Origin of the sequence: Mumia spirodelae, from assembly GCF_050632745.1 — a bacterium.
Taxonomy (GTDB): Bacteria; Actinomycetota; Actinomycetes; order Propionibacteriales; family Nocardioidaceae; genus Mumia.
The window spans coordinates 1,143,391-1,162,931 of record NZ_JBODSD010000001.1 but is presented as its reverse complement, the minus strand read 5'-3'; the positions used below and the strand labels follow the sequence as shown (position 1 = coordinate 1,162,931).

Below are 19,541 nucleotides of genomic sequence, written 5' to 3'. Positions count from 1 at the left end.
AGGTAACCTAGGTCACATGACCGCAGAGACCCCCACCGCGTCCGACGCCCCGGCCCCTGAGGGCCGCGAGGGCCACGGAGGCGATCATGCCCTCGACGCCGCCCGCGCCCACGGCGTGGAGACGATGTTCACCTTGTCCGGTGCGCACGTCTTCCCGCTGTACGACGCCGCGGTGAAGGCCGAGCCGCCGGTGCGGCTCGTCGACGTCCGCCACGAGCCCAGCGCGGTGTTCGCGGCCGAGGCCACCGGCAAGCTCACGCGCACGCCGGGGCTCGCGGTCCTCACCGCAGGGCCGGGCGTCACCAACGGCGTGAGCCCGATCGCCCAGGCGCACTTCGCCGGGTCGCCCCTGGTCACGATCGGGGGCCGCGCCGCGACCCACACCTGGGGCATGGGGAGCCTCCAGGAGCTCGACCACCCGCCGATCGTCTCGACCGTCTCCAAGTGGGCCGGAACCGCGCAGACGGTGGACGACATCGCTCCCACGGTCGACCAGGCGTTCGCGCTCGCGGGGTCCTCCCACCGCGGTCCGACGTTCCTCGACGTGCCGATGGACCAGCTCTTCAGCCGTACGACCGTCTCCGGAGCGACCTACGGGCAGCGGCCCGACCCGATCGAGCCCGACGGCGACCAGGTGGGCCAGGTGGCGCGCCTGATCGCCGAGGCGGAGCGCCCGGTGCTCGTGCTCGGCACCGACGTGTGGGCCGACCACGCCGAGGATGCGGCCCTGCGCTTCGTCGAGGAGACGGGGATCCCCGCGATCGCCAACGGGATGGGGCGCGGCATCGTGCCGCGCGGTCACCAGCAGCTCGTCACCAAGGCCCGCTCCCACGCGCTCGGCAAGGCCGACCTCGTCGTCGTCGTGGGCACCCCGCTCGACTTCCGGCTCGGCTACGGCGTCTTCGGTGGCAAGGACGGCGCGCCCCACGCGAAGGTCGTCCACGTCGCCGACAGCCCCGCGCAGGTCTCCGCCCGCGCCAACCTGGCTGCGTCGCTGTCGGGAGACCTCACCGCGTGCTTCGACCAGGTCCTGCAGGCGCTGCAGACGACCGGCGGCTCCCGTCCGTCGTGGACGGGCTGGACCGGGCAGCTGCGCGACGCCGTCGCTGCCGCCGAGGCCCGCGACGCCGCGCTCCTCAACGCCGACGCCGACCCGATCCACCCGGCGCGGATCTACGGCGAGCTCATCCCCCGCCTGGCCGACGACGCGGTCGTGATCGGGGACGGCGGCGACTTCGTGTCGTTCGCGGGCAAGTTCCTGGAGCCGGCCCGGCCCGGCTGCTGGCTCGACCCCGGCCCGTACGGGTGCCTCGGTGCCGGCCTCGGTGCTGCGATGGCCGCGCGGATCGCCCGGCCCGACAGCCAGGTCGTCGTCCTCTTCGGGGACGGCGCCGCCGGCATGTCGCTCATCGACGTCGACACGCTGGTGCGCCACAACCTCCCGGTCGTCATGGTCGTCGGCAACAACTCGGCCTGGGGGCTGGAGAAGGCGCCGATGCAGTTCCTCTACGGCTACGACGTCGCCGCCGACCTCGCTCCGCAGACCCGCTACGACGAGGTCGTCACGGCGCTCGGCGGCGGAGGCGAGGCGGTGACGGACCCGAAGGAGATCGGCCCGGCGCTCGACCGCGCGTTCGCCTCGGGCGTGCCGTACCTGGTCAACGTGATGACCGACGTCGACGCGGTCTACCCGCGCAGCACCACCGGCGTCTGAGGTCGCGTTCGGGCCCGTTGGCCCCGCATGCGACCATGGGAGAAGCAGAGTTCGAGGAGGACCCCATGGGCAAGACTGGCCGCAAGCGCCGGGCGCGTCGCAAGAAGAGCGCGAACCACGGCAAGCGTCCCAACGCTTGATCAGCGCGAAAGGGCCTCGTACCAGTCCGGTACGAGGCCCTTCGTCATGTCTGGGCGCGTCCGCTCGCTCGGGTACCCGAGCGGAGACGCACTGACCCGAGTGTGCACGCTCGGGGCAGACGGCCCTCGCTGGGGTACCCGAGCGAACGCCGGCTCCGGCAGGCGCGCGGTCCGGGCGAGCCGGCGCGGGGTCAGACCAGGCGACTGAAGCCGATGAGCTCCGTGCCCGGGACCGGCGACCAGTCGAGGTCCTCGCGTCGGACGAAGCCGTGCCTCGCGTAGAGCCGGTGCGCCGGGACCATGTCGGGGAGCGAGCTGATGACGACCTCGCGGAGCCCGTCGGCGGCCGCGCGGTCGAGGCACCACCGCACCATCGCCGTACCGACGCCCAGGCCGGCCGCGGCGGGGTCGACACCGAGCATCCGGAACTCGCCCTGGTCGTCGCGGGTCGCGAGCTCGCGCATCGTGGACCCCGGCGAGCACCAGGTGACGGTGCCGAGGAGGCGGCCGTCGCGCTCGACCACGAGGACCTCGGAGTCTGCGGCGCGGGTCGCGACGTCGGCGAGCTTCGCGGCGTAGGCGGTGTCCTCCGAGCCGTCGGAGAAGCGGAGGTAACCCTCGGCACGGTAGGCCGAGACCACGATCGCGCCGGCCTGCTCGTACTCGTCCGTGCGCACCGCGCGGACGACGAGCGTGCCCGCGCCGAGCGACTGCGACGCGGTCATGCGCCGATGCGCGCGAGGAAGCGCTCGGTGTCGACGACGACGCGGCGCACCTCGCCCTCGGCCAGGAGCCGGCCGTCGGAGTCCGTCGCGACGACCTCGAACGTCACCATGCGCCCGTCGACCGCCGAGACGGTCGCGACCACGGCGACGGTCGCGCCCAGCGGGCTCGCAGCCAGGTGGTCGAGCCGCACGCGGGTGCCGACGGAGGTCGCCCCGTCCTCGAGGACCGGCGCGATCGCCGCGCACGTCGCCTCCTCGCTCCAGGCGAGGACCCGCGGCGTCGCGAGGACGCGCAGCGAGCCGCTCCCCAGCGCGAGCGCGGTGTCGTCCTCACCCACGGTGCGGGTGAGCGTGGCCGTCAGTCCCTTCTCGAGCCCGCTCACGCGCCGGGCTCGCCGAGGCGCTCGGTCCGGGTGACCGTCACGGTCGTCGTCCGGATCGACGTGAGCACCTTGGCCCGGAGGACGTCGGGAGCCTTCTCACGGCAGGAGCGGGCGACCAGCTCCTTGACGATGCGCTCGACGTCGAACTGGGAGAGGCACGGCGCGCAGTCCGCGATGTGCGCGTGCACGGCGTCCCAGTCGCCCTCGGCCAGCTCGTGGTCGAGGAAGAGGTAGAGGTTCTCCAGCGCGCCCTGACAGTCGGGCCCGAGGTTGATGTCCTCGCTCATGCCTTGTCACCTGCCGAAACCATCCCGCGCTCGCGCGCGTAGTCGGTGAGCAGCTCACGGAGCTGCTTGCGTCCACGGTGGAGCCGCGACATCACGGTCCCGATCGGGGTCTCCATGATCTCGGCGATCTCCTTGTAGGGGAAGCCTTCGACGTCCGCGAGGTAGACCGCGTAGCGGAAGTCCTCGGGAAGCTGCTGGAGCGCCTGCTTGACGTCGCTGTCGGGGAGGTGCTCGAGCGCCTCCATCTCCGCCGACTTCAGGCCGGTCGAGGTGTGCGCCGCCGAGCGGGCGAGCTGCCAGTCCTCGATCTCCTCCGTCATCTGCTGCTGCGGCTGCCGCTGCTTCTTGCGGTAGGAGTTGATGTAGGTGTTGGTGAGGATCCGGTAGAGCCAGGCCTTGAGGTTGGTCCCCGGGCGGAACTGGTGGAACGACTGGTACGCCTTGGCGAACGTCTCCTGCACCAGGTCTTCGGCGTCGTGCGGGCTGCGCGTCATCCGCAGGGCGGCGGAGTAGAGCTGGTCGAGGAACGGCAGCGCGTCCCGCTCGAAGCGCGCGGTGCGCTCCTCGGGCGTCTCGCTGGCCTCGACCCGGTCCGTCGCCTCGCCTGCGGGCGCGGCGGCTGTCTCAGTGGGTTCGGTCATCGCCGTCCAGCCTACCCCCGGCATGCCCGGCACCACCGGGTCGACGACACCGGTGTCAGCGGGGCGGGTCAGGGTCGCGAGCACGCATCCTCCTCCGGTCGGGTCGTCCGCCGCGGTCGTGCGGCGCTGTCCGGATTCAACGCGGGCGCCGCGGTGCTCATTCCCCGCGCGTGGATCAGCGTCCGACCCGGCGGCGGAGGAAGGTGTGGACGCCGTCGACGAGCATCGCGTCCACCGCCGCCTGGTCCGGGACCGCCCGCTTGCCGACCTTGAGCGCGTGGTCGGCGCCCGGCAGCACCACCATCGAGGTGCTCACGGGGAACTCGGGAGGGGTCCCGAACGGGTCCCGCTCCCCCTGCACCACCAACGTGGGCACGCCCGCCCCCAGCAGCTCGTCCACGCGCGTCTTGTCCGGCTTGCCGGGCGGGTGCAGCGGGAAGGCGAGCGCGACCACGCCGACGGCGCCGAGCGCCCGACCGCGCCGGCACGCCACCCGCGCGCCTGCGCTGCGGCCGCCGACGAACAGCGGCACGCGAGGACGCAGGTGGTCGACCAGCGCGGTGAACGAGGCGTCGAGCACCGGAGGCGCGGGAGCGATGCGCCGGCCTGCCGTCCGCCACGGCATCTCGACCCGGACCACACCGACGCCGAGCCGGGGCAGGCCGCGCGTGAGCACCTCGAGGTCGTGGCTCTCGATGCCGCCGCCGGCGCCGTGGGTGAGGACGAGCGTGGCCCAGGGCCGGTCGGAGCGCCGCGACACCAGCCTCCCCGGCCCGTACGGAGTCTCGTACGTGGCCTCGGCGAGCGTCGTCATCACAGGTCCCCGAGCGTCGGCTGCGCGCCGTCCTCACCCGTCGGCTCGCCCTCGAGCGCGATCGGCTCCATGAGCTCGGGACCGTTGTTGCGGACGTTGTTGACCGACGTCGAGACCGGGTAGGCCTGGAGGGCGCCCGGCGCGGCCGGCACGAGCAGGCGGCCGAGGGCGTCCTTGTCGTCGGTGTCGGGGTCGAGCCAGGTCGCCCACTTGTCGCGCGGCACCAGCATCGGGGCGCGGTCGTGGATCCGGCCGACGTCGTCGGTGGCGGTCGTCGTGATGATCGTGAACGTCCACAGCCACGCCGAGTCGTCGTCCTCCGGGAGCGCCTTGTCGCGCCAGATCTCGTACAGACCCGCCATCGCGAGCGGCTTGCCGTCGGGAGCGTGGATGAAGAAGGGCTGCTTGACGGGCTTGCCCTTCGCGTTGAGCTTCTCGGTCGTGTACCACTCGTAGAAGCCGTCCGCGGGGACCAGGGCCCGGCGCTTCGCGAACGCCGACCGGAACGACGGCTTCTCGCCGAGCGTCTCGGACCGGGCGTTGATGAGCCGGTTGCCGATCGCCCGGTCCTTGGCCCAGCTCGGGACCAGGCCCCACGTCACGCCCTTGACCAGGCGGTGCTTGACGTCGGGGTCCTCACGCGAGTGCCGCTCGAGGATCAGCGGCACCACCTTGGTCGGAGCAACGTTGTAGTCGGGGCGCAGCTCGGGCAGGTCCTCGGCCGGCTCGGCCTCGAACTCGGCGCTGAGATCCGACGGGGACCGCGTGGTGGCGTAGCGACCGCACATGAGGCCAGCGTTCCACAGACCGCTGACGGCGTCCCACGCCGTACGCACTGCCGCCCCGGTGTCCGCCCGTCCCGAGAGCGAGCGGACACCGGGCCGATCAGCCGAGCTCGCCCGCGGAGTCGCCGCGCCCGAGCTCGCCCAGCAGGCGGGACGCCGCCTCGCTGGTCGCCGGCACGCCCTCGACCCAGACCCGCGTCTGCGGGACGTCGGGCGAGGACTCCAGGAGTCCCCGGAGCGCGCTGTAGCCACGCGTGGCGTCGGCGCGGCGCACCAGGGCCACCGCGCGCCGCTCCCCCAGGCGCGCGATGGTCTCGTCGCCGTCGAAGCAGGCCCGCAAGAGCTCCGACACGACGATCATCGAGAGCGACCGGAGAAGCCCGATCTCCGGGCCGCCGCTCGAGGTGATCTCGACGACGACGAACGCCCACGTGTCGGACGCGCTGGCACCGTTGCGCTCGGCGAGGCGGTACGCATCGTCGAGCCGGGTCCGCAGGTGCGTCGCCGACGTCAGTCCCGTGAGCGGGTCCTCGCAGGAGGCCGCGTAGGCGTCCTGCATGGCGGTCTCGGTCCACGCGATGCTCATCGCGCGGACCATCTCGTACGGTGGGAGCGAGCCCGAGACGCTGCGACTCACGTCCTCGACGTCGCGCAACAGCTCGCTCCACCCGATCCCTTCCGTGGCTGCGGCCGCCCCGAGCTCGACCGCAACCCCTTCCGGGTCCTCACCACCACGAAGCACGTCCCGGAGCGCGTCCAGATGACGCGTCGGGACGAGGAACAACGACTCCGCGGCAGCGGCGGTGTGGTGCGGGAAAGGCGTCTGCCGACCGGCCGTGGTGGCCGCTCCGTACCTCGTGTCCTCGTGCTTCATGCGAGAGAGACGCCGGTCCCCGCGGTCCATGACGCGACTTCACGAAGTTTTTTTCGTTTTTCCCGTGAACTGTCTCTGGGCCTGCGATCTCGCCTACCGTGGGAGGCGCCATGACAGATCCCACCGCCGATCCGACGCTGCCCAGCGACGCCGAGCTCATCTCGGCCGTCCGCGCGGGTGACAACGACGCGTACGGCGTGCTGTTCGAGCGTCACCGCGACGCCGCCCAGCGCATGGCGCGGCAGCTGGTCCGTGGCGGCGACGCCGACGACCTCGTGTCCGAGGCCTTCATCCGCGTCCTCGACCAGCTGCGCGCCGGCTCGGGACCCGACGTGGCCTTCCGCGCGTACCTCCTCACCGCGATCCGACGGCTCCACATCGACCGCGTGCGGGCCGAGAAGCGGGTCCAGCCGTCGGACGACCTCGAGCGGTACGACGGGGGTGTCGAGTTCGACGACACCGCGGTCGCCGCCTTCGAGAGCTCCGCTGCGGCGCAGGCCTTCGCGGCCCTCCCCGAGCGGTGGCAGCTCGTGCTCTGGCACCTCGACGTCGAGGGCGCCAAGCCCGCCGACATCGCTCCCATGCTCGGCATGACGGCCAACGGCGTCTCCGCGCTCGCGTACCGCGCGCGCGAGGGGCTGCGCCAGTCGTACCTGCAGGTCCACCTCGCCGACACCGCCGACGAGGAGTGCCGGTGGACCACCGAGCACCTCGGCGCGTACGTGCGCCAGGGGCTCGGCAAGCGCGAGACCACCAAGGTCCGCGAGCACCTCGACGGCTGCGCGCGGTGCACCGCCGTCTACCTCGAGCTGGTCGAGGTCAACTCCGGCCTCCGCGGACTGCTGGCGCCGGTGCTCCTGGGCGCGGTCGGACTCGGGTACGTCGCCGACGTCCGCGCGCACGCCGCGGCGGGGACCGCGGGATCGACCGGTGCGACGGCGGCGACCGGCTCCGGCGGGAGCTCGAGCTGGGCGGGGACGGCCGCGGGACGCGCCCGCGACTGGGTCACCGCAGCCCCGGCGCACGGCGTCGCCGCAGCGGGCGTGACGCTCGGCGTCGTGGGCGCTGCGGTCACCGGCACGCTCCTGTTCATCACGCTCGGGATGCCGAGCAGCCCGACCTCGGACGAGACGACCGGCGGTCCCGAGCCGTCGCTGCCCGGTCCGTCGCAGTCGGCGCCCGAGGGCGGCCCCGACCCGCGGGTCCAGCCCGACGCGTCCGCGCCCACGCCCGTGGTCCCGTCCAGCCTGCCCGGGCTGATCCCCCCGGGTCTGCCGTCGTTCCCCCCGGACCTGCCCGTCGCGGACGAGCCGGGGGCCGACGAGCCGGGCACGGACGAGCCCGGGACCGACGAGCCAGGTACGGACGAGCCGGGCACCGACGATCCAGGCACGACCGACCCCCGCACGCCGGAGGAGACCGAGCCCACCGAGCCTCAACCGACCGGACCGACACCGACCGGACCGACACCGACACCGACGGAACCCACGCCCACCGAACCCACGCCGACCGAACCGACCCCGACTGAACCCACGCCGACCGAACCGACCCCCACCGAGCCCACGCCCGTACGCCCGGCCACCCCGGGCGGTCTCGCCCTCAGCGACGACCCCGAGGGCGTCACGCTGCGATGGTCCGCGGTTGCCGGCGCCGACGGCTACCAGGTCTACCGCAGTGCGAGCACCGGCGTGGCCGCTGGACGGTTCGCCGTGTCCGCCGCGGTCGTCGGAGAGCTCGTGTCCGGTCCAGATCCGCTGACCGGTACGTCCTTCGTCGACAGCTCGGCGCCGAACGGAGGCCGCGTCCTGTACGAGGTGGTCGCGGTCAACCGCGGCGGCGCCTCGGACGCCGCGACGCTGGGCCCGATCCGACTCCCCACCACGACGCGCCTCTCGGTCCGCCCGATCGGCTTCGGGACGCGCTGCGTCGACGCCGGCCGACGGGTGGGCACCGCGTCGACGCGCCTCAGCGACGACTGCGGCTCGGCGACCGTCTGGCGCGTCTGGGACGGCGGGAAGGACTCCGGCTGGTGGACCCTGCGCGCGCTGACCGGTCCGACCGCCGGGAGCTGCCTGACCTCGGCATCCACTCCCCTGGTGTCGACCGTAGGCACCGCACCGTGCACCGGCGGCACCCGGCAGGAGTGGGGCTTCGACCCGTCGGCGACCTCCGCGCAGCAGGTCGCCAACAGGGCACGTCCGGGGCAGGTCCTCGACGCGACCACCGCGAGCCTCGGCGGCCCGCTCTTCACCGTCCCTCGCATCACCAACCCGCAGCTCGACCGCAACCAGCGCTTCAGCGCCCTGCTGGACGAGATCGTCGCGTCCGTCCGGTAGCGCGGCCCACCGCGCCCGGCGTACGGTCGCCGTCATGAGCGACGAGACGTACGTGGTGGTGGGCGGCGGACTGGCCGGCGGGAGCGCGGCGGCGACGCTCCGCGAGGAGGGGTTCGACGGCGCGGTCGTGCTGGTCACGGTGGAGGACCGACCACCGTACGAGCGGCCGGTCCTGTCGAAGGGCTACCTGCTCGGGTCGGAGCCGGAGACCGCGGCGTACCTCCACGACGCCGACTGGTGGCGAGAGAAGGACATCGACCTGCGGACGGAGACGATGGTCACCGGCGTCCGCCTCGCCGACCGCCTCCTGGAGCTCGAGGACGGCGGCACCCTGGCGTACGACAAGCTGCTGCTCGCCACGGGCTCCTGGCCGCGCCGGATCGACATACCCGGGGCCGACCTCGACGGCGTCCTCTACCTGCGCGACATGCCCGAGGCGGAGCGGATCAAGGAGGCGATCGACGGCGGCGGTCCGCTGGTCGTGATCGGTGCCGGGTGGATCGGGCTCGAGGTCGCCGCCGCCGCGCGCAGCCACGGCGTGCCGGTCACGGTCCTCGAGACCGCCGACCTGCCCCTGCAGCGGGTCCTCGGCGACCGCGTCGCGGAGGTGTTCGCGGCACTGCACCGCAAGCACGGCGTGGACCTGCGCCTCGGCAGCGGCGTCGCGGAGATCCGCGGCTCGGACGGGTCCGTGACGTCGGTGGTGACCAGCGACGGCGACGAGCTGCCTGCCGGCGCCGTGGTCGTCGGGATCGGTGCCGCCCCGCAGAGCGACTGGGGCCTCGCCGCGGGGCTGGAGGGCGGCAACGGCATCGACACCGACGCCGGCCTGCGCACCTCCGACAGCGCGGTGTGGGCGGCGGGCGACATCGCCGCCGTCGACAACCCGCGCCTCGGCAGACGGGTCCGCGTGGAGCACTGGGCGATGGCCAACGACTCCGGCCCGGTGGCGGCACGGTCGATGCTCGGTCAGGACGTCACGTTCGACAAGCTGCCGTTCTTCTTCACCGACCAGTACGACCTGGGGATGGAGTACGTCGGGCACGTGGAGGACGTCTCCGCGACCGAGGTGGTCGTACGCGGCAGCACCGACGTCGAGGGGCCGCTGGAGTTCCAGGCGTTCTGGCTGCGCGACGGGGTCGTCCAGGCGGCCATGCACGTGAACATGTGGGACGACGGCGTCGAGCCGCTCGAGGCGCTGGTGGGTCGACGTGTCGATCCCGCGCGTCTCGCCGACCCCGAGGTCGCGCTCTCCGACCTCGGTGATGTGTAGGCGGCGGCGTGACGGGGTAGGAAGAGAGCATGACCATGCTGCGCAACGTCGCCCGCCCGATGCTCGCCTCGATGTTCGTCTACGGCGGGGTGAACGCCCTGCGCAACGCCCCGATGATGGCCGAACGCGTCAAGCCCGTGACGGACAGGATCGCCGGGTTCGTCGAGTCGGTCGCGCCGGGTGCGCCGGTCCCGACCGACCCCGTCACGATGGTCCGCCTCAACGGGGCTCTGCACGTCGGCTTCGGGACGGCGCTGGCGCTCGGCCGCTTCCCGCGGCTGTCCGCCCTGGTGCTCGCCGGGACGATGGTGCCCACGACGGTCGCCGGGCACCCGTTCTGGCAGGAGAACGACCCCCAGTCGGCGGCGAACCAGAAGATCCACTTCACCAAGAACCTGTCGATGATCGGCGGCCTGCTGATGTCGACGCTGGACCCGGACCCGCACAAGAAGATCCTGGCCCGGCGCGCGAAGGACAAGGTCGTCGAGGCGACCGGGTCCGTGCAGGAGTCGATCCACGACACCGCGGTGCACGTGAAGAAGGCGCTGCCGGTCTGAGTCCCGGCGGCGACGTCACGGTCGTGGCTGCTTGACCTGCGCCATCGTGACGGCTGCCGCGGCGCGGGAGCGGACCCCGAGCTTCGTGCGGGCGTTGGCGATGTGGCGGTGCACCGTGTGGACGCTGATCACGAGCCGTTCGGCGATCTCGGTGTCGGTGAGCCCGGCCGAGACCAGCTCGAGGATCTCGCGCTCCCGTCGGGTGACCGACTCCGGCCCGGGCGGGTCGGGCTTCACCTCCACGCGGTGGCCCAGACCGCGCAAGGTGGCGTCGGCGACCGCTGAGGAGTCCCCTCGCCACGGGAAGTGGTCGACCCCGTCCAGCGCCACGAACCTCGCGCCCCTGATCCGGCGCGCGACGTCGGCGCCAAGAGCGAAGGGAACGGCTCGGTCCTCGCGGCGGTGGATCACGGTGGTGGGCAGACGCAGCTCGGCCAGGGCCTCGGTGACGTCGAGCTCGTAGGTCGCGGCGAGCGAGGCGGCTGCCTGCTCCCGGGTGGCCGACGCGCGCTGGAACGCCGCGAACGCCTCGCGCTCCTCGTTCGACGCGCCAGGGACGAAGACGTCGGCGAGCAGGCGCGATCCCAGACCCCAGTGCGCGCCGATGACGTCGACCATCGCGGTACGTGCCGCCTCGGGAGCGAGGTCCTCGCCGCGTGCGAACGCGCCGTACAGGACGAGCCGCGTCACCTCCTTCGGCCGGCTCGCCGCGAAGGCCACCGCGGTAGCGCCGCCGGACGAGGCGCCGACGACGGCGAAGCGCTCGAGGCTCAGCGCGTCCGCGATCCCCGTCATCACCTCGACCTCGGCGTCGAGCGTCAGCGGGATCGCGCCGTCGGGAGGCGACGCGCCGGTCCCCGGCCGGTCGTAGCGGATGATCGAGTGCCGGGCGGCGAGCCGCGAGAGGTACTCCCGGAACAGCGGGTCCCGCCAGTTCAACGACAGGTGGCTGCACCACCAACCGCCGACGACGACCGGGGGCCCGTGGCCGACGACGGCGTACGCGACCGTGTCGCCGGCGACCGTCGTCGTCCGGACCACCTGGTCCTCGATGCCGAGCATCCTCGTCCCCTCTCGCCCTCAGGCACGCAGGCGGGCGACGGCGCGTGCGACCCGCTGGTGGCGGACGGCGACCCACACGGCCCGCGCCGAGGCCACGACGTCGCCCGTCTCGTCGATCATCGCCGATGCGGTGCGCGTCGCACGGTTTCCTGCCTCTCGGGTCCACCCGACCACGACCAGCCGCTCGCCGACGTCGACCCGGCGCCGTACGTGGGCCTCGAGGCTTCCCAGCAGGCAGAAGGCCCCGCTGCGCATCGCCGCCGCCGGGTAGCTCGGGCAGTCGAGTGCTCCCCACAGGACCTCGTCCCGCACCTGTCCCTCGGGCGCGAACGCCTCGGTGGGGACGAAGGGCGTCGCGAGCACGTCGGCGTCGCTGTCGAGAGGTCCTGGCGTGACGGCGAGACCGTCGCTCCTCCTCGGTCCGCACACCACGCAGGTCGACAGCGGATGCGTCACGGCGCGGAACGGGTGGTTCAGCCGGGCGGCCGCCGCCTCGTCGAACGTGGGGACGACCGGCGGCGCGGAGACGAACGGCTCCGTCGCGCGGACGGTCGCGAGGACGCGGTCGTGACGACCGACCTTCGCCGTGGGTCCTTCGACGTCGACGGCGAGATCGACGCCCAGCGGCACCTTGGCGAGCAGCCGCACCTCCGCCGTACCGCCGACGAGGCCGGCGAAAGTTCCGCAGGCGAACCCTCCGTTGGAGTGGCCCCGGGGGCCGTTCTCGCGTGGGTCCAACCGTGTCTGGGACGCAGCGTGCATGGTCATGGAACCACCGAACCGCGGGCGCCCCGTCGTCGGCATCACCGGTTCGGGCCATCTGCAGATGGCCGCAAACGGCCATGCGGCGGCCGCTGCCGCTCCCCGAGGATCGCCTCATGACCACCACGACGGCACGAACCACCGCCAGCACGACCGCCACCGCAACCCGCAGCCAGCGTCAGTTCGCCGGCTGGTACCCGTCGATGATGGAGCGGGTCGAGCGCGCAGGCCAGTCCCGGATCCGGCACGACCAGCTCGCCGTCGCGAGCGGGCGCGTGCTGGAGATCGGGGCCGGCAACGGGTTCTCGCTGGACCACTATCCCGCGACGGTCGACGACCTCGTGCTCGTCGAACCGAACCCGGCGTTCCGAGAACAGCTGCGGCACCGGCTCGCCGGCCTGGCGCTCCCGGCCGAGGTGAGGGACGGGGACGCGCACGACCTCGCGTTCCCGGACGCCAGCTTCGACGTGGTGACGGCGTCCCTCCTCTTCTGCTCGGTCGACGACCCCGCTCGCGCGCTGGCAGAGGTCCACCGGGTGCTCCGCCCGGGAGGACGCTTCCTGTTCCACGAGCACGTCCGCGGCGGCCCGCTGCGGGGAGCGCTCCAGGACCTCGTCACCCCGCTCCAGCGACGTCTGGCCGATGGCTGCCGGGCCAACCGCCGCTTCGAGGAGCACCTGCACGCGTCGCCGCTGGAGGTCGCGTCGATCAGCCACCTGCGGATGCCGACGTGGCTCCCGACCATCGTCCCGCTCGTCGTGGGCACCGCCGTACGGCCTGGGCGGACGCCCTGACGCGACCGTCCTCGCCGCGCCGGTCGGATAGGCTCGGCTGCGATGACGTCACCGCTGTGGGCCGCCCCGTTCCGCCCTGATCCCGTCGACGCGACCGTGTCGCTCCCGGGATCGAAGTCGCAGACCAACCGTGCGCTGATCCTGTCGGCGCTCGCGGACGGCCCGTCACGTCTGGCGCGCCCGCTCGTCTCGCGCGACACCACGCTGATGGCCGACGCGCTGCGGTCCCTCGGAGCGTCTATCACGGGCGGGGACGACGCCTGGACCGTCGAGCCGCTGTCGCGGTCCGCGCGCGACGCGGTCACGGTCGACGTGGGTCTGGCGGGCACCGTCATGCGCTTCGTGCCGCCGGTCGCCGCGCTGGTCGACGGCGCGGTCACCTTCGACGGCGATCCTCGGGCCCGCGAGCGGCCGATGGCGACGACGATCAGCAGCCTGCGCGCGCTCGGCGTCCGCATCGACGACGACGGTCGCGGCACGATGCCCTTCACCGTCGCCGGGACCGGTCACGTCGCGGGCGGTCCGATCACGATCGACGCGTCGGCGTCGAGCCAGTTCCTCTCCGCGCTGCTGCTGGTCGGCGCGCGCTTCGACGCGGGGATCGACATCCGCCACGACGGACCGCCCGTCCCGTCCGCCCCGCACGTCGAGATGACGCTCACCGAGCTCCGGCGCCGGGGCGTCAGGGTCGACACCACGGCGGACCGCTGGGTGGTCGCGCCCGGTCCCGTCGCCGCGTACGACGCCGCGATCGAGCCGGACCTGTCCAACGCCGGCGCGTTCGTCGCCGGGGCGCTGGTGACCGGCGGCCGGGTCCGCGTGCGGCACTGGCCGCGCGAGACCGATCAGGCCGGCGACCGCTGGCGGGCCATCGCGGAGGCGTTCGGGGCTGAGGTCGCCTTCGACGGTGGCGACCTCGTCGTGACCGCGCCCGAGACCCTGAAGGGCGTCACGCTGGACCTCCGCGACGAGGGCGAGCTCACGCCGGTGGTCGCCGCGGTCGCGTCCCTGGCCGCCGAGCCGTCGACGCTCACCGGCATCGCCCACCTCCGAGGGCACGAGACCGACCGGCTCGCCGCCCTCACCGCCGAGATCACGCGGATGGGCGGTGAGGTCGACGAGCAGCCCGACGGACTCACGATCCACCCGCGGCCGCTGCACGGCGCCGCGCTCGAGACCTACGCCGACCACCGGATGGCGCACGCCGCCGCCGTGCTCGGGCTGGCGGTCAAGGACGTCCGCGTCCACGACGTCGCCACGACCGCGAAGACCTATCCCGGGTTCGAGCAGGACTGGGAGCGGTTCGCGTCGTGACGCAGCGCTACGACGAGGACCGGCCGCACGAGCAGTTCGACCGTCCCCGTCGGCGCACCCGACCGCGGACCAAGGAGCGCCCGAGCTACGACGACGCCGAGACCGGTTGGGTCGTCGGGGTCGACCGCGGTCGCTACGCCCTGCTGGTCGGCGACGACGAGCGCACGGTGACCGCGATGAAGTCCCGCCCGCTCGGCCGCAAGGCGGTGGTGGTCGGCGACCGCGTCCGGGTCGTCGGTGACACCTCGGGCGCGCTGGACACGCTGGCCCGCATCGTCGAGGTCGAGGACCGCACGACCGTCCTGCGACGCACCGCAGACGACAACGACCCGATCGAGCGCGTCATCGTCGCGAACGCCGACCAGATGGTCGTCGTGGCCGCGCTCGCCGACCCGCCGCCGCGTCCCCGGCTCATCGACCGCTGCCTCGTCGCGGCGTACGACGCGGGCATGACTCCGCTGGTGTGCCTCACGAAGGCGGACATCGGCGACCCGGCCCCGCTGGTCGAGACCCTGCTCCCGCTCGAGGTGGACGTGGTCGTGACCGAGCGCGGCGGCGACCTCGAGATGGTCCGCGAGCGGCTGCGAGGGCGTACGAGCGTGCTCGTCGGGCACTCCGGCGTCGGCAAGTCCACCCTCGTCAACGCGCTCGTCCCTGACGCGGCGCTCGCCACCGGGGACGTGAACGCCGTCAGCCGGCGGGGGCGGCACACGTCCACGTCGACGCGGGTGCTCCCGCTCCCGTTCGGGGGCTGGATCGTGGACACACCGGGGATCCGCAGCTTCGGCCTCGCCCACGTGTCGGTCGAGCGCCTGCTCGCGGCGTTCCCGGACCTCGCCGACGTCGCCGAGGAGTGCCCACGGGGATGCCAGCACACGGCCGACGACCCCGAGTGCGCGCTCGACGAGGCGGTGGCCGAGGGACGCCTCGACGCCGCCCGCGTCGACTCCTTCCGCCGCCTGCTGGCCTCCCGCGAGGGCGGCGACTGACGCCCGGTCAGGTCCGGAGGCACTCCTCGAGCGAGTCGGTCTCGCCCGCCGCGAGGCCGGTCGCGCACCAGACGGCTCGCGAGCCGCGGTCGCCGGTCTCGTAGGTGATCCAGGCTGCGGTGACGCCGGAGATCGCGAGGAGCACCGCGACCACCGTCGAGGCGGTGCCGGCCGTGCGGGTGGCGACGATCGCGGCGATCACGGCCAGCACGGCGAGCACGATCGACGCGTACAGCAGCCGGTCGCCCCACGTCTGGTGGACGTCGATCGCGGCAGCGATCTCGCCGCCGAGCTCGAGGTTGGCCTTCAGCTCCTCGCCCGACTTCACGGTCGCGTACGTCCCGCCGGCCGCGAGCACGGCCAGGACGGCGAGCGGCCAGCGCAGCGCCCACCGCCAGCGGGGCACGAGGAACGCCAGGGTCAGGAGCGCCGTGACGGGGATCAGCACGATCGGAGCGTGCAGGAACAGCGGGTGCAGCGGAACTCCGTCGATGAAGTCGAACATGGGTCCCTCCTCTGGACCCTCTCCATCGTAGGGGGCCGAACCTCTACTGTGGGGCCATGGCGCACTCCCACCACGACGATCTCCGGCTCTGCCACGTGCTCGCCGACAACGCCGACGCGATCGCGATGGAGAAGTTCCGAGCCGCCGACCTCGTGGTCTCGACCAAGCCGGACACGACGTGGGTCACCGAGGCCGACCAGGCTGTCGAGCAGGCGATCCGGCGTACGCTGCGCACCTCCCGCACGCGCGACATCGTGCTCGGCGAGGAGGCCGGCGAGGTCGTCGGCACCGTCGAGGACGCCACGCGCCGCTGGATCATCGACCCGATCGACGGCACCTCCAACTACGTGCGTGGCGTACCCGTGTGGGCGACGCTGATCGCGCTCGCGGTCGAGGACGAGGTGGTCGCGTCGTGCGTCTCGGCGCCCGCGCTCGGCCGGCGCTGGTGGGCGTCGAAGGGCGGCGGCGCCTACACCGGCAAGTCGCTGATGTCGGCGACGCGCCTCCAGGTCTCGAAGGTCGACCGGATCGACGACGCCTCGCTGTCGTACGCGTCGCTCGGCGGCTGGGAGGAGATCGGCAAGCTCGAGAGCTTCCTCGCCCTGACCCGGCGCTGCTGGCGCACCCGCGGCTACGGCGACTTCTGGTCCTACATGCTGCTCGCCGAGGGCGCGGTGGACATCGCCGCCGAGCCCGAGCTCGCCCTGTGGGACATGGCCGCGCTCGACCCGATCGTCCGCGAGGCGGGCGGCACGTTCACCGCGCTCAACGGCCAGCCGGGCCCCTGGCACGGCAATGCGCTGGCCACCAACGGGCTCCTGCACGACGCCGCGATGGCCTACCTGGGCTACTTCCCGGACGACGCTCCGTACGACGAGCGCGAGGACGCCGAGGAGCACTCCGAGCAGCCGGAGAAGGCTCCCGCGCCGACCAACGTCACGGACCTCGCGTCGCACCGTCGCTCGGACTCCTGATCCCGCGGTCCCACGACCTGCCGCGTCGGTAGGATCTGCGCCATGTCCACGCCGACGCCACCGCCTCCGTCCGAGCCGGGCCGCCCCTCCGGGACCGGTTCGCAGCCGGCGTACGGCCAGCAGCCTCCCTACGGCCAGCCCTCGCCCTACGGGCAGCAGCCGCCGTCGTACGGGCAGCAGCCGCCCTACGGCCAGCCCGCGTACGGGCAGCAGCCGCCCTACGGCCAGCCGGCGTACGGCCAGCCCTCGCCGTACGACCCCTACGCGCAGGGCCTGCCGCAGTCGAGCTATCCGATCCCCCACGACCCTGACTCGCGCCCCACCACCGTGACGATCGCGGCCTGGGTCACGATCGTCACCTCCGCGCTCACCGCGCTCGGCTGGGTCCTGGTCGGCGTGGCGATGGACTGGATGATCGAGGAGATGCGCAAGAACCCGGGCGACTTCGACCTCTCGCCGGGCGACGTCACCGCGATCGAGGACAACCGTGGCGCCGTCTACGCGACGGTCGTCGTGTTCATCGTCCTCTCGCTGGTCGCGGTCGCGCTCGCGATCCTCGTGCTGCGCCGCCTCAACTGGGCGCGCATCACCCTCGTCGTCATGTCCGGCGTCACCATCGTCGTCGGTCTGGTGATGATCCTGTCGCTCATCTCGGTGGTGTGGATCGCCGCCGGTATCGCGGTCGTCGTGCTGCTCTTCACCGGCGGCGCCAACCAGTGGTTCTCGCGGTCGCGCTCGGAGTGGGACACCCCGTACGGCACCGGTCCGACCGGCGGCAGCGGCTACGGCGGGTACGACGCGTACGGCCGACCGAGCGGCTCCTACGGCCAGCAGGGGCCTCCGCAGGGCTGGTGAGCGTGGCCCGGATCACGCTAGGTTGACCCCAATCGTCCACGTGACCGGGGGTTTGCGATGAAGGTCAGCGACGTCATCACGTCCAAGGGAAGCACCGAGGTCTTCACGATCACGCCTGACGCGTCGATCTCCGACCTGCTCGACGAGCTCGGCGAGCGCAACATCGGCGCGCTGGTGGTCAGCGAGGACGGCAGCCACGTGCTCGGGATCGTCTCCGAGCGCGACGTGGTGCGCAAGCTCCGAGGCATCGAGGACCCGACGTCGCAGCGCGTGTCGTCGATCATGACCACCGACGTCCACACCTGCACGCCCGAGGACCCGATCACGGCGATGCTCGAGATCATGACCAACGAGCGCATCCGGCACGTGCCGGTGCTCGACGAGGAGGAGCAGCTCGTCGCACTCCTGTCGATCGGTGACGCCGTGAAGTACCGGATGCAGCAGCTGCAGTTCGAGCGCGACCAGCTCAACCAGTACGTCGCCTCCGCACGCTGACGGACCCTCCGGGTGGGGCTCCCGCGTGGCTCGTCCCTAGGATGCGGCGCATGCGTCCCTCCGACCCGAGCACCCACGTCACCCGTCTCGCCGAGAAGCAGCGGCACGAGCGGGAGGCGCTCGACCAGCTCCTCGACTCCTCGCGCGTGTGTCATGTCGGGGTCGTCATCGACGGCGCCCCGGTGGTGTTCCCGACCGCGTTCGCACGCGACGGAGACGTCCTGCTGATCCACGGGTCCACCGGGTCGCCGTGGATGCGGCGGGTGGCCGAGGGCGCCCCGATCTCGGTCGCGGTCACGGCCCTGGACGGCGTCGTCGTGGCGCGCTCGGCGTTCGAGTCGTCGCTGCACTACCGCAGCGCGATGCTCTTCGGCGCGGCGGAGCGGGTACCCGCCGACGGCCAGGTCGCCGCGCTGGACCGGCTGACCGACGCCCTGATCCCGGGGCGTACGGCGGAGGTGCGGCCGTCGACCCGCCGCGAGCTCGCCGCCACGCTGGTGCTCGCCCTGCCGATCGAGCGCTGGTCGCTCAAGGTGTCCGACGGCTGGCCCGACGACGAGCCCGACGACGTCGACGGACCCGCGTGGGCGGGCGTGGTGCCGCTGCGCGAGACCGCCGGCGAGCCGCTGCCGGCACCCGACCTGCGCGACGGGATCGCGGCCCCGGCCTCCGTGCAGCGGCTGGGCGCGCTGAGCACCGCCGGGGTCAGTCGAAGTACGACTCCATCAGGCGCGCCGCCCACTCCGGCTGCCGGACGTGGTCGGGCAGGAACGCCGGCATCGCCGGCTTGATGTCGAGCACCGGTGTGCCGTCGACGGCGTCGAGGCCGCGGACGGTGAGCCGCCGTCCCTCGACCGCGACCACCGCGCACGCCGAGTGGCCGAGCCGGTTCGGTCGTACGGGTCCGCGATCGACGAAGATCCCGACCGCGGGCATGTCGTCACGACCGAGCGGACGCTGCGGCTCGGAGTAGTCGTCGCGCTCTTCGACGTCGTCGAAGACGAACACGACCTCGACGTGGGTGAACCCGTCGAGCCCGGCGAACGGCGTCTCGCCGAAACGCAGGTCCACCTCGATCACGCTGTCCACCTCGCCCCACCCCTCCTCTGGGTCGGGATCCGTGTCCGGACCATGCACGACACCGACCGGCGTCATCGCGTACGTCGTCACCCTGCTCCTCCCGTCGACGGATCCCGCCACCTCGATCCCGAATGGCTTCTCGTGGGGCTGGGTACGGGACACGGTGTCCCCGCACCGAGCGG

The 19,541-nt window shown here is 73.0% G+C and carries 23 protein-coding genes; 12 read left to right on the top strand and 11 right to left on the bottom strand.

Annotated features, from left to right (window positions below; translation table 11 throughout):
• Positions 1–16 precede the first annotated feature (16 nt).
• Positions 17–1,714 (top strand): acetolactate synthase, encoded by a 1,698-nt coding sequence (locus tag ACQSSQ_RS05660; RefSeq protein ID WP_431326060.1) that lies wholly within the window; start codon positions 17–19, stop codon positions 1,712–1,714.
• 65 nt (positions 1,715–1,779) lie between these two features.
• The gene (locus tag ACQSSQ_RS05655) at positions 1,780–1,854 is read left to right on the top strand and encodes a 50S ribosomal protein bL37 (RefSeq protein WP_407921286.1); all 75 of its coding nucleotides are present in this window, start codon (positions 1,780–1,782) and stop codon (positions 1,852–1,854) included.
• 191 nt (positions 1,855–2,045) lie between these two features.
• Here ACQSSQ_RS05655 and ACQSSQ_RS05650 read toward each other — a convergent pair whose 3' ends face one another.
• From ACQSSQ_RS05650 to ACQSSQ_RS05620, 7 genes are all read right to left on the bottom strand, one after another.
• A complete protein-coding gene (locus tag ACQSSQ_RS05650) occupies positions 2,046–2,579 on the bottom strand; it encodes a GNAT family N-acetyltransferase (protein WP_431326059.1) in 534 nt (177 codons plus the stop codon).
• Positions 2,576–2,962: a thioesterase family protein gene (locus tag ACQSSQ_RS05645; protein ID WP_431326058.1), complete on the bottom strand. Its 387-nt coding sequence runs from the start codon at positions 2,960–2,962 to the stop codon at positions 2,576–2,578. The genes ACQSSQ_RS05650 and ACQSSQ_RS05645 overlap by 4 nt, the downstream gene beginning before the upstream one ends.
• Positions 2,959–3,249: a mycothiol system anti-sigma-R factor gene (rsrA, locus tag ACQSSQ_RS05640; RefSeq protein WP_431326057.1), complete on the bottom strand. Its 291-nt coding sequence runs from the start codon at positions 3,247–3,249 to the stop codon at positions 2,959–2,961. The genes ACQSSQ_RS05645 and rsrA overlap by 4 nt, the downstream gene beginning before the upstream one ends.
• Positions 3,246–3,890, bottom strand: a complete 645-nt coding sequence (locus tag ACQSSQ_RS05635; RefSeq protein WP_431326056.1) for a sigma-70 family RNA polymerase sigma factor — start codon at positions 3,888–3,890, stop codon at positions 3,246–3,248. Before ACQSSQ_RS05635 ends, rsrA begins: the two co-directional genes overlap by 4 nt.
• 175 nt (positions 3,891–4,065) lie before the next feature.
• A complete protein-coding gene (locus ACQSSQ_RS05630; protein ID WP_431326055.1) occupies positions 4,066–4,704 on the bottom strand; it encodes an alpha/beta hydrolase family protein in 639 nt (212 codons plus the stop codon).
• The gene (locus ACQSSQ_RS05625; RefSeq protein ID WP_431326054.1) at positions 4,704–5,492 is read right to left on the bottom strand and encodes an SOS response-associated peptidase; all 789 of its coding nucleotides are present in this window, start codon (positions 5,490–5,492) and stop codon (positions 4,704–4,706) included. The genes ACQSSQ_RS05630 and ACQSSQ_RS05625 overlap by 1 nt, the downstream gene beginning before the upstream one ends.
• A 97-nt stretch (positions 5,493–5,589) precedes the next feature.
• On the bottom strand, positions 5,590–6,363 hold the full coding sequence (locus ACQSSQ_RS05620; RefSeq protein ID WP_431326053.1) for a hypothetical protein: 774 nt from the start codon (positions 6,361–6,363) through the stop codon (positions 5,590–5,592).
• A gap of 110 nt (positions 6,364–6,473) precedes the next feature.
• Between ACQSSQ_RS05620 and ACQSSQ_RS05615 the strand changes: the two genes are divergently transcribed.
• Genes ACQSSQ_RS05615 through ACQSSQ_RS05605 form a run of 3 tightly spaced genes read left to right on the top strand, consistent with a single transcriptional unit; the run spans position 6,474 to position 10,529 of the window.
• The gene (locus ACQSSQ_RS05615; RefSeq protein WP_431326052.1) at positions 6,474–8,699 is read left to right on the top strand and encodes a sigma-70 family RNA polymerase sigma factor; all 2,226 of its coding nucleotides are present in this window, start codon (positions 6,474–6,476) and stop codon (positions 8,697–8,699) included.
• A 34-nt stretch (positions 8,700–8,733) separates the two neighbouring features.
• Entirely contained in the window at positions 8,734–9,972 is a 1,239-nt protein-coding gene (locus ACQSSQ_RS05610) for an NAD(P)/FAD-dependent oxidoreductase (protein WP_431326051.1), read from the top strand.
• Positions 9,973–10,001: 29 nt separating this feature from the next.
• Complete coding sequence (locus ACQSSQ_RS05605) at positions 10,002–10,529, top strand: DoxX family protein (RefSeq protein WP_431326050.1); 528 nt, start codon at positions 10,002–10,004, stop codon at positions 10,527–10,529.
• A gap of 15 nt (positions 10,530–10,544) precedes the next feature.
• On the opposite strand, the gene ACQSSQ_RS05600 is transcribed toward ACQSSQ_RS05605, so the two are convergent.
• Both ACQSSQ_RS05600 and ACQSSQ_RS05595 read right to left on the bottom strand, forming a co-directional pair.
• Positions 10,545–11,591: an alpha/beta fold hydrolase gene (locus ACQSSQ_RS05600; RefSeq protein ID WP_431326049.1), complete on the bottom strand. Its 1,047-nt coding sequence runs from the start codon at positions 11,589–11,591 to the stop codon at positions 10,545–10,547.
• A gap of 18 nt (positions 11,592–11,609) precedes the next feature.
• Positions 11,610–12,359 carry a hotdog family protein gene (locus ACQSSQ_RS05595; protein WP_431326048.1) on the bottom strand — a complete coding sequence of 250 codons (750 nt, stop codon included), beginning with the start codon at positions 12,357–12,359 and terminating at the stop codon, positions 11,610–11,612.
• 110 nt (positions 12,360–12,469) lie between these two features.
• Here ACQSSQ_RS05595 and ACQSSQ_RS05590 point away from each other — a divergent pair, with 110 nt between their 5' ends.
• The 3 genes from ACQSSQ_RS05590 to rsgA are packed head-to-tail and all read left to right on the top strand — an operon-like array spanning position 12,470 to position 15,450.
• The gene (locus ACQSSQ_RS05590; protein WP_431326047.1) at positions 12,470–13,147 is read left to right on the top strand and encodes a class I SAM-dependent methyltransferase; all 678 of its coding nucleotides are present in this window, start codon (positions 12,470–12,472) and stop codon (positions 13,145–13,147) included.
• Positions 13,148–13,189: 42 nt separating this feature from the next.
• Entirely contained in the window at positions 13,190–14,461 is a 1,272-nt protein-coding gene (aroA, locus tag ACQSSQ_RS05585; RefSeq protein WP_431326046.1) for a 3-phosphoshikimate 1-carboxyvinyltransferase, read from the top strand.
• Positions 14,458–15,450: a ribosome small subunit-dependent GTPase A gene (rsgA, locus tag ACQSSQ_RS05580; protein WP_431326045.1), complete on the top strand. Its 993-nt coding sequence runs from the start codon at positions 14,458–14,460 to the stop codon at positions 15,448–15,450. The genes aroA and rsgA overlap by 4 nt, the downstream gene beginning before the upstream one ends.
• A gap of 7 nt (positions 15,451–15,457) precedes the next feature.
• Here the strand turns inward: rsgA and ACQSSQ_RS05575 are convergent, their stop codons facing one another.
• Positions 15,458–15,955: a DUF2231 domain-containing protein gene (locus ACQSSQ_RS05575; protein WP_431326044.1), complete on the bottom strand. Its 498-nt coding sequence runs from the start codon at positions 15,953–15,955 to the stop codon at positions 15,458–15,460.
• Positions 15,956–16,011: 56 nt separating this feature from the next.
• On the opposite strand from ACQSSQ_RS05575, the gene ACQSSQ_RS05570 reads away from it, so the two are divergent.
• The 4 genes from ACQSSQ_RS05570 to ACQSSQ_RS05555 are packed head-to-tail and all read left to right on the top strand — an operon-like array spanning position 16,012 to position 19,070.
• The gene (locus ACQSSQ_RS05570; RefSeq protein WP_431326043.1) at positions 16,012–16,929 is read left to right on the top strand and encodes an inositol monophosphatase family protein; all 918 of its coding nucleotides are present in this window, start codon (positions 16,012–16,014) and stop codon (positions 16,927–16,929) included.
• 42 nt (positions 16,930–16,971) lie between these two features.
• Positions 16,972–17,784, top strand: a complete 813-nt coding sequence (locus tag ACQSSQ_RS05565; protein WP_431326042.1) for a hypothetical protein — start codon at positions 16,972–16,974, stop codon at positions 17,782–17,784.
• 57 nt (positions 17,785–17,841) lie between these two features.
• Positions 17,842–18,279, top strand: coding sequence for a CBS domain-containing protein (locus ACQSSQ_RS05560; protein WP_431326041.1), 438 nt, complete (start codon positions 17,842–17,844; stop codon positions 18,277–18,279).
• A 50-nt stretch (positions 18,280–18,329) separates the two neighbouring features.
• The gene (locus ACQSSQ_RS05555) at positions 18,330–19,070 is read left to right on the top strand and encodes a pyridoxamine 5'-phosphate oxidase family protein (protein ID WP_431326040.1); all 741 of its coding nucleotides are present in this window, start codon (positions 18,330–18,332) and stop codon (positions 19,068–19,070) included.
• Here the strand turns inward: ACQSSQ_RS05555 and ACQSSQ_RS05550 are convergent.
• Positions 18,985–19,449, bottom strand: a complete 465-nt coding sequence (locus ACQSSQ_RS05550) for a TrmO family methyltransferase domain-containing protein (RefSeq protein ID WP_431326039.1) — start codon at positions 19,447–19,449, stop codon at positions 18,985–18,987. The genes ACQSSQ_RS05555 and ACQSSQ_RS05550 overlap by 86 nt on opposite strands.
• Positions 19,450–19,541: the final 92 nt, after the last annotated feature.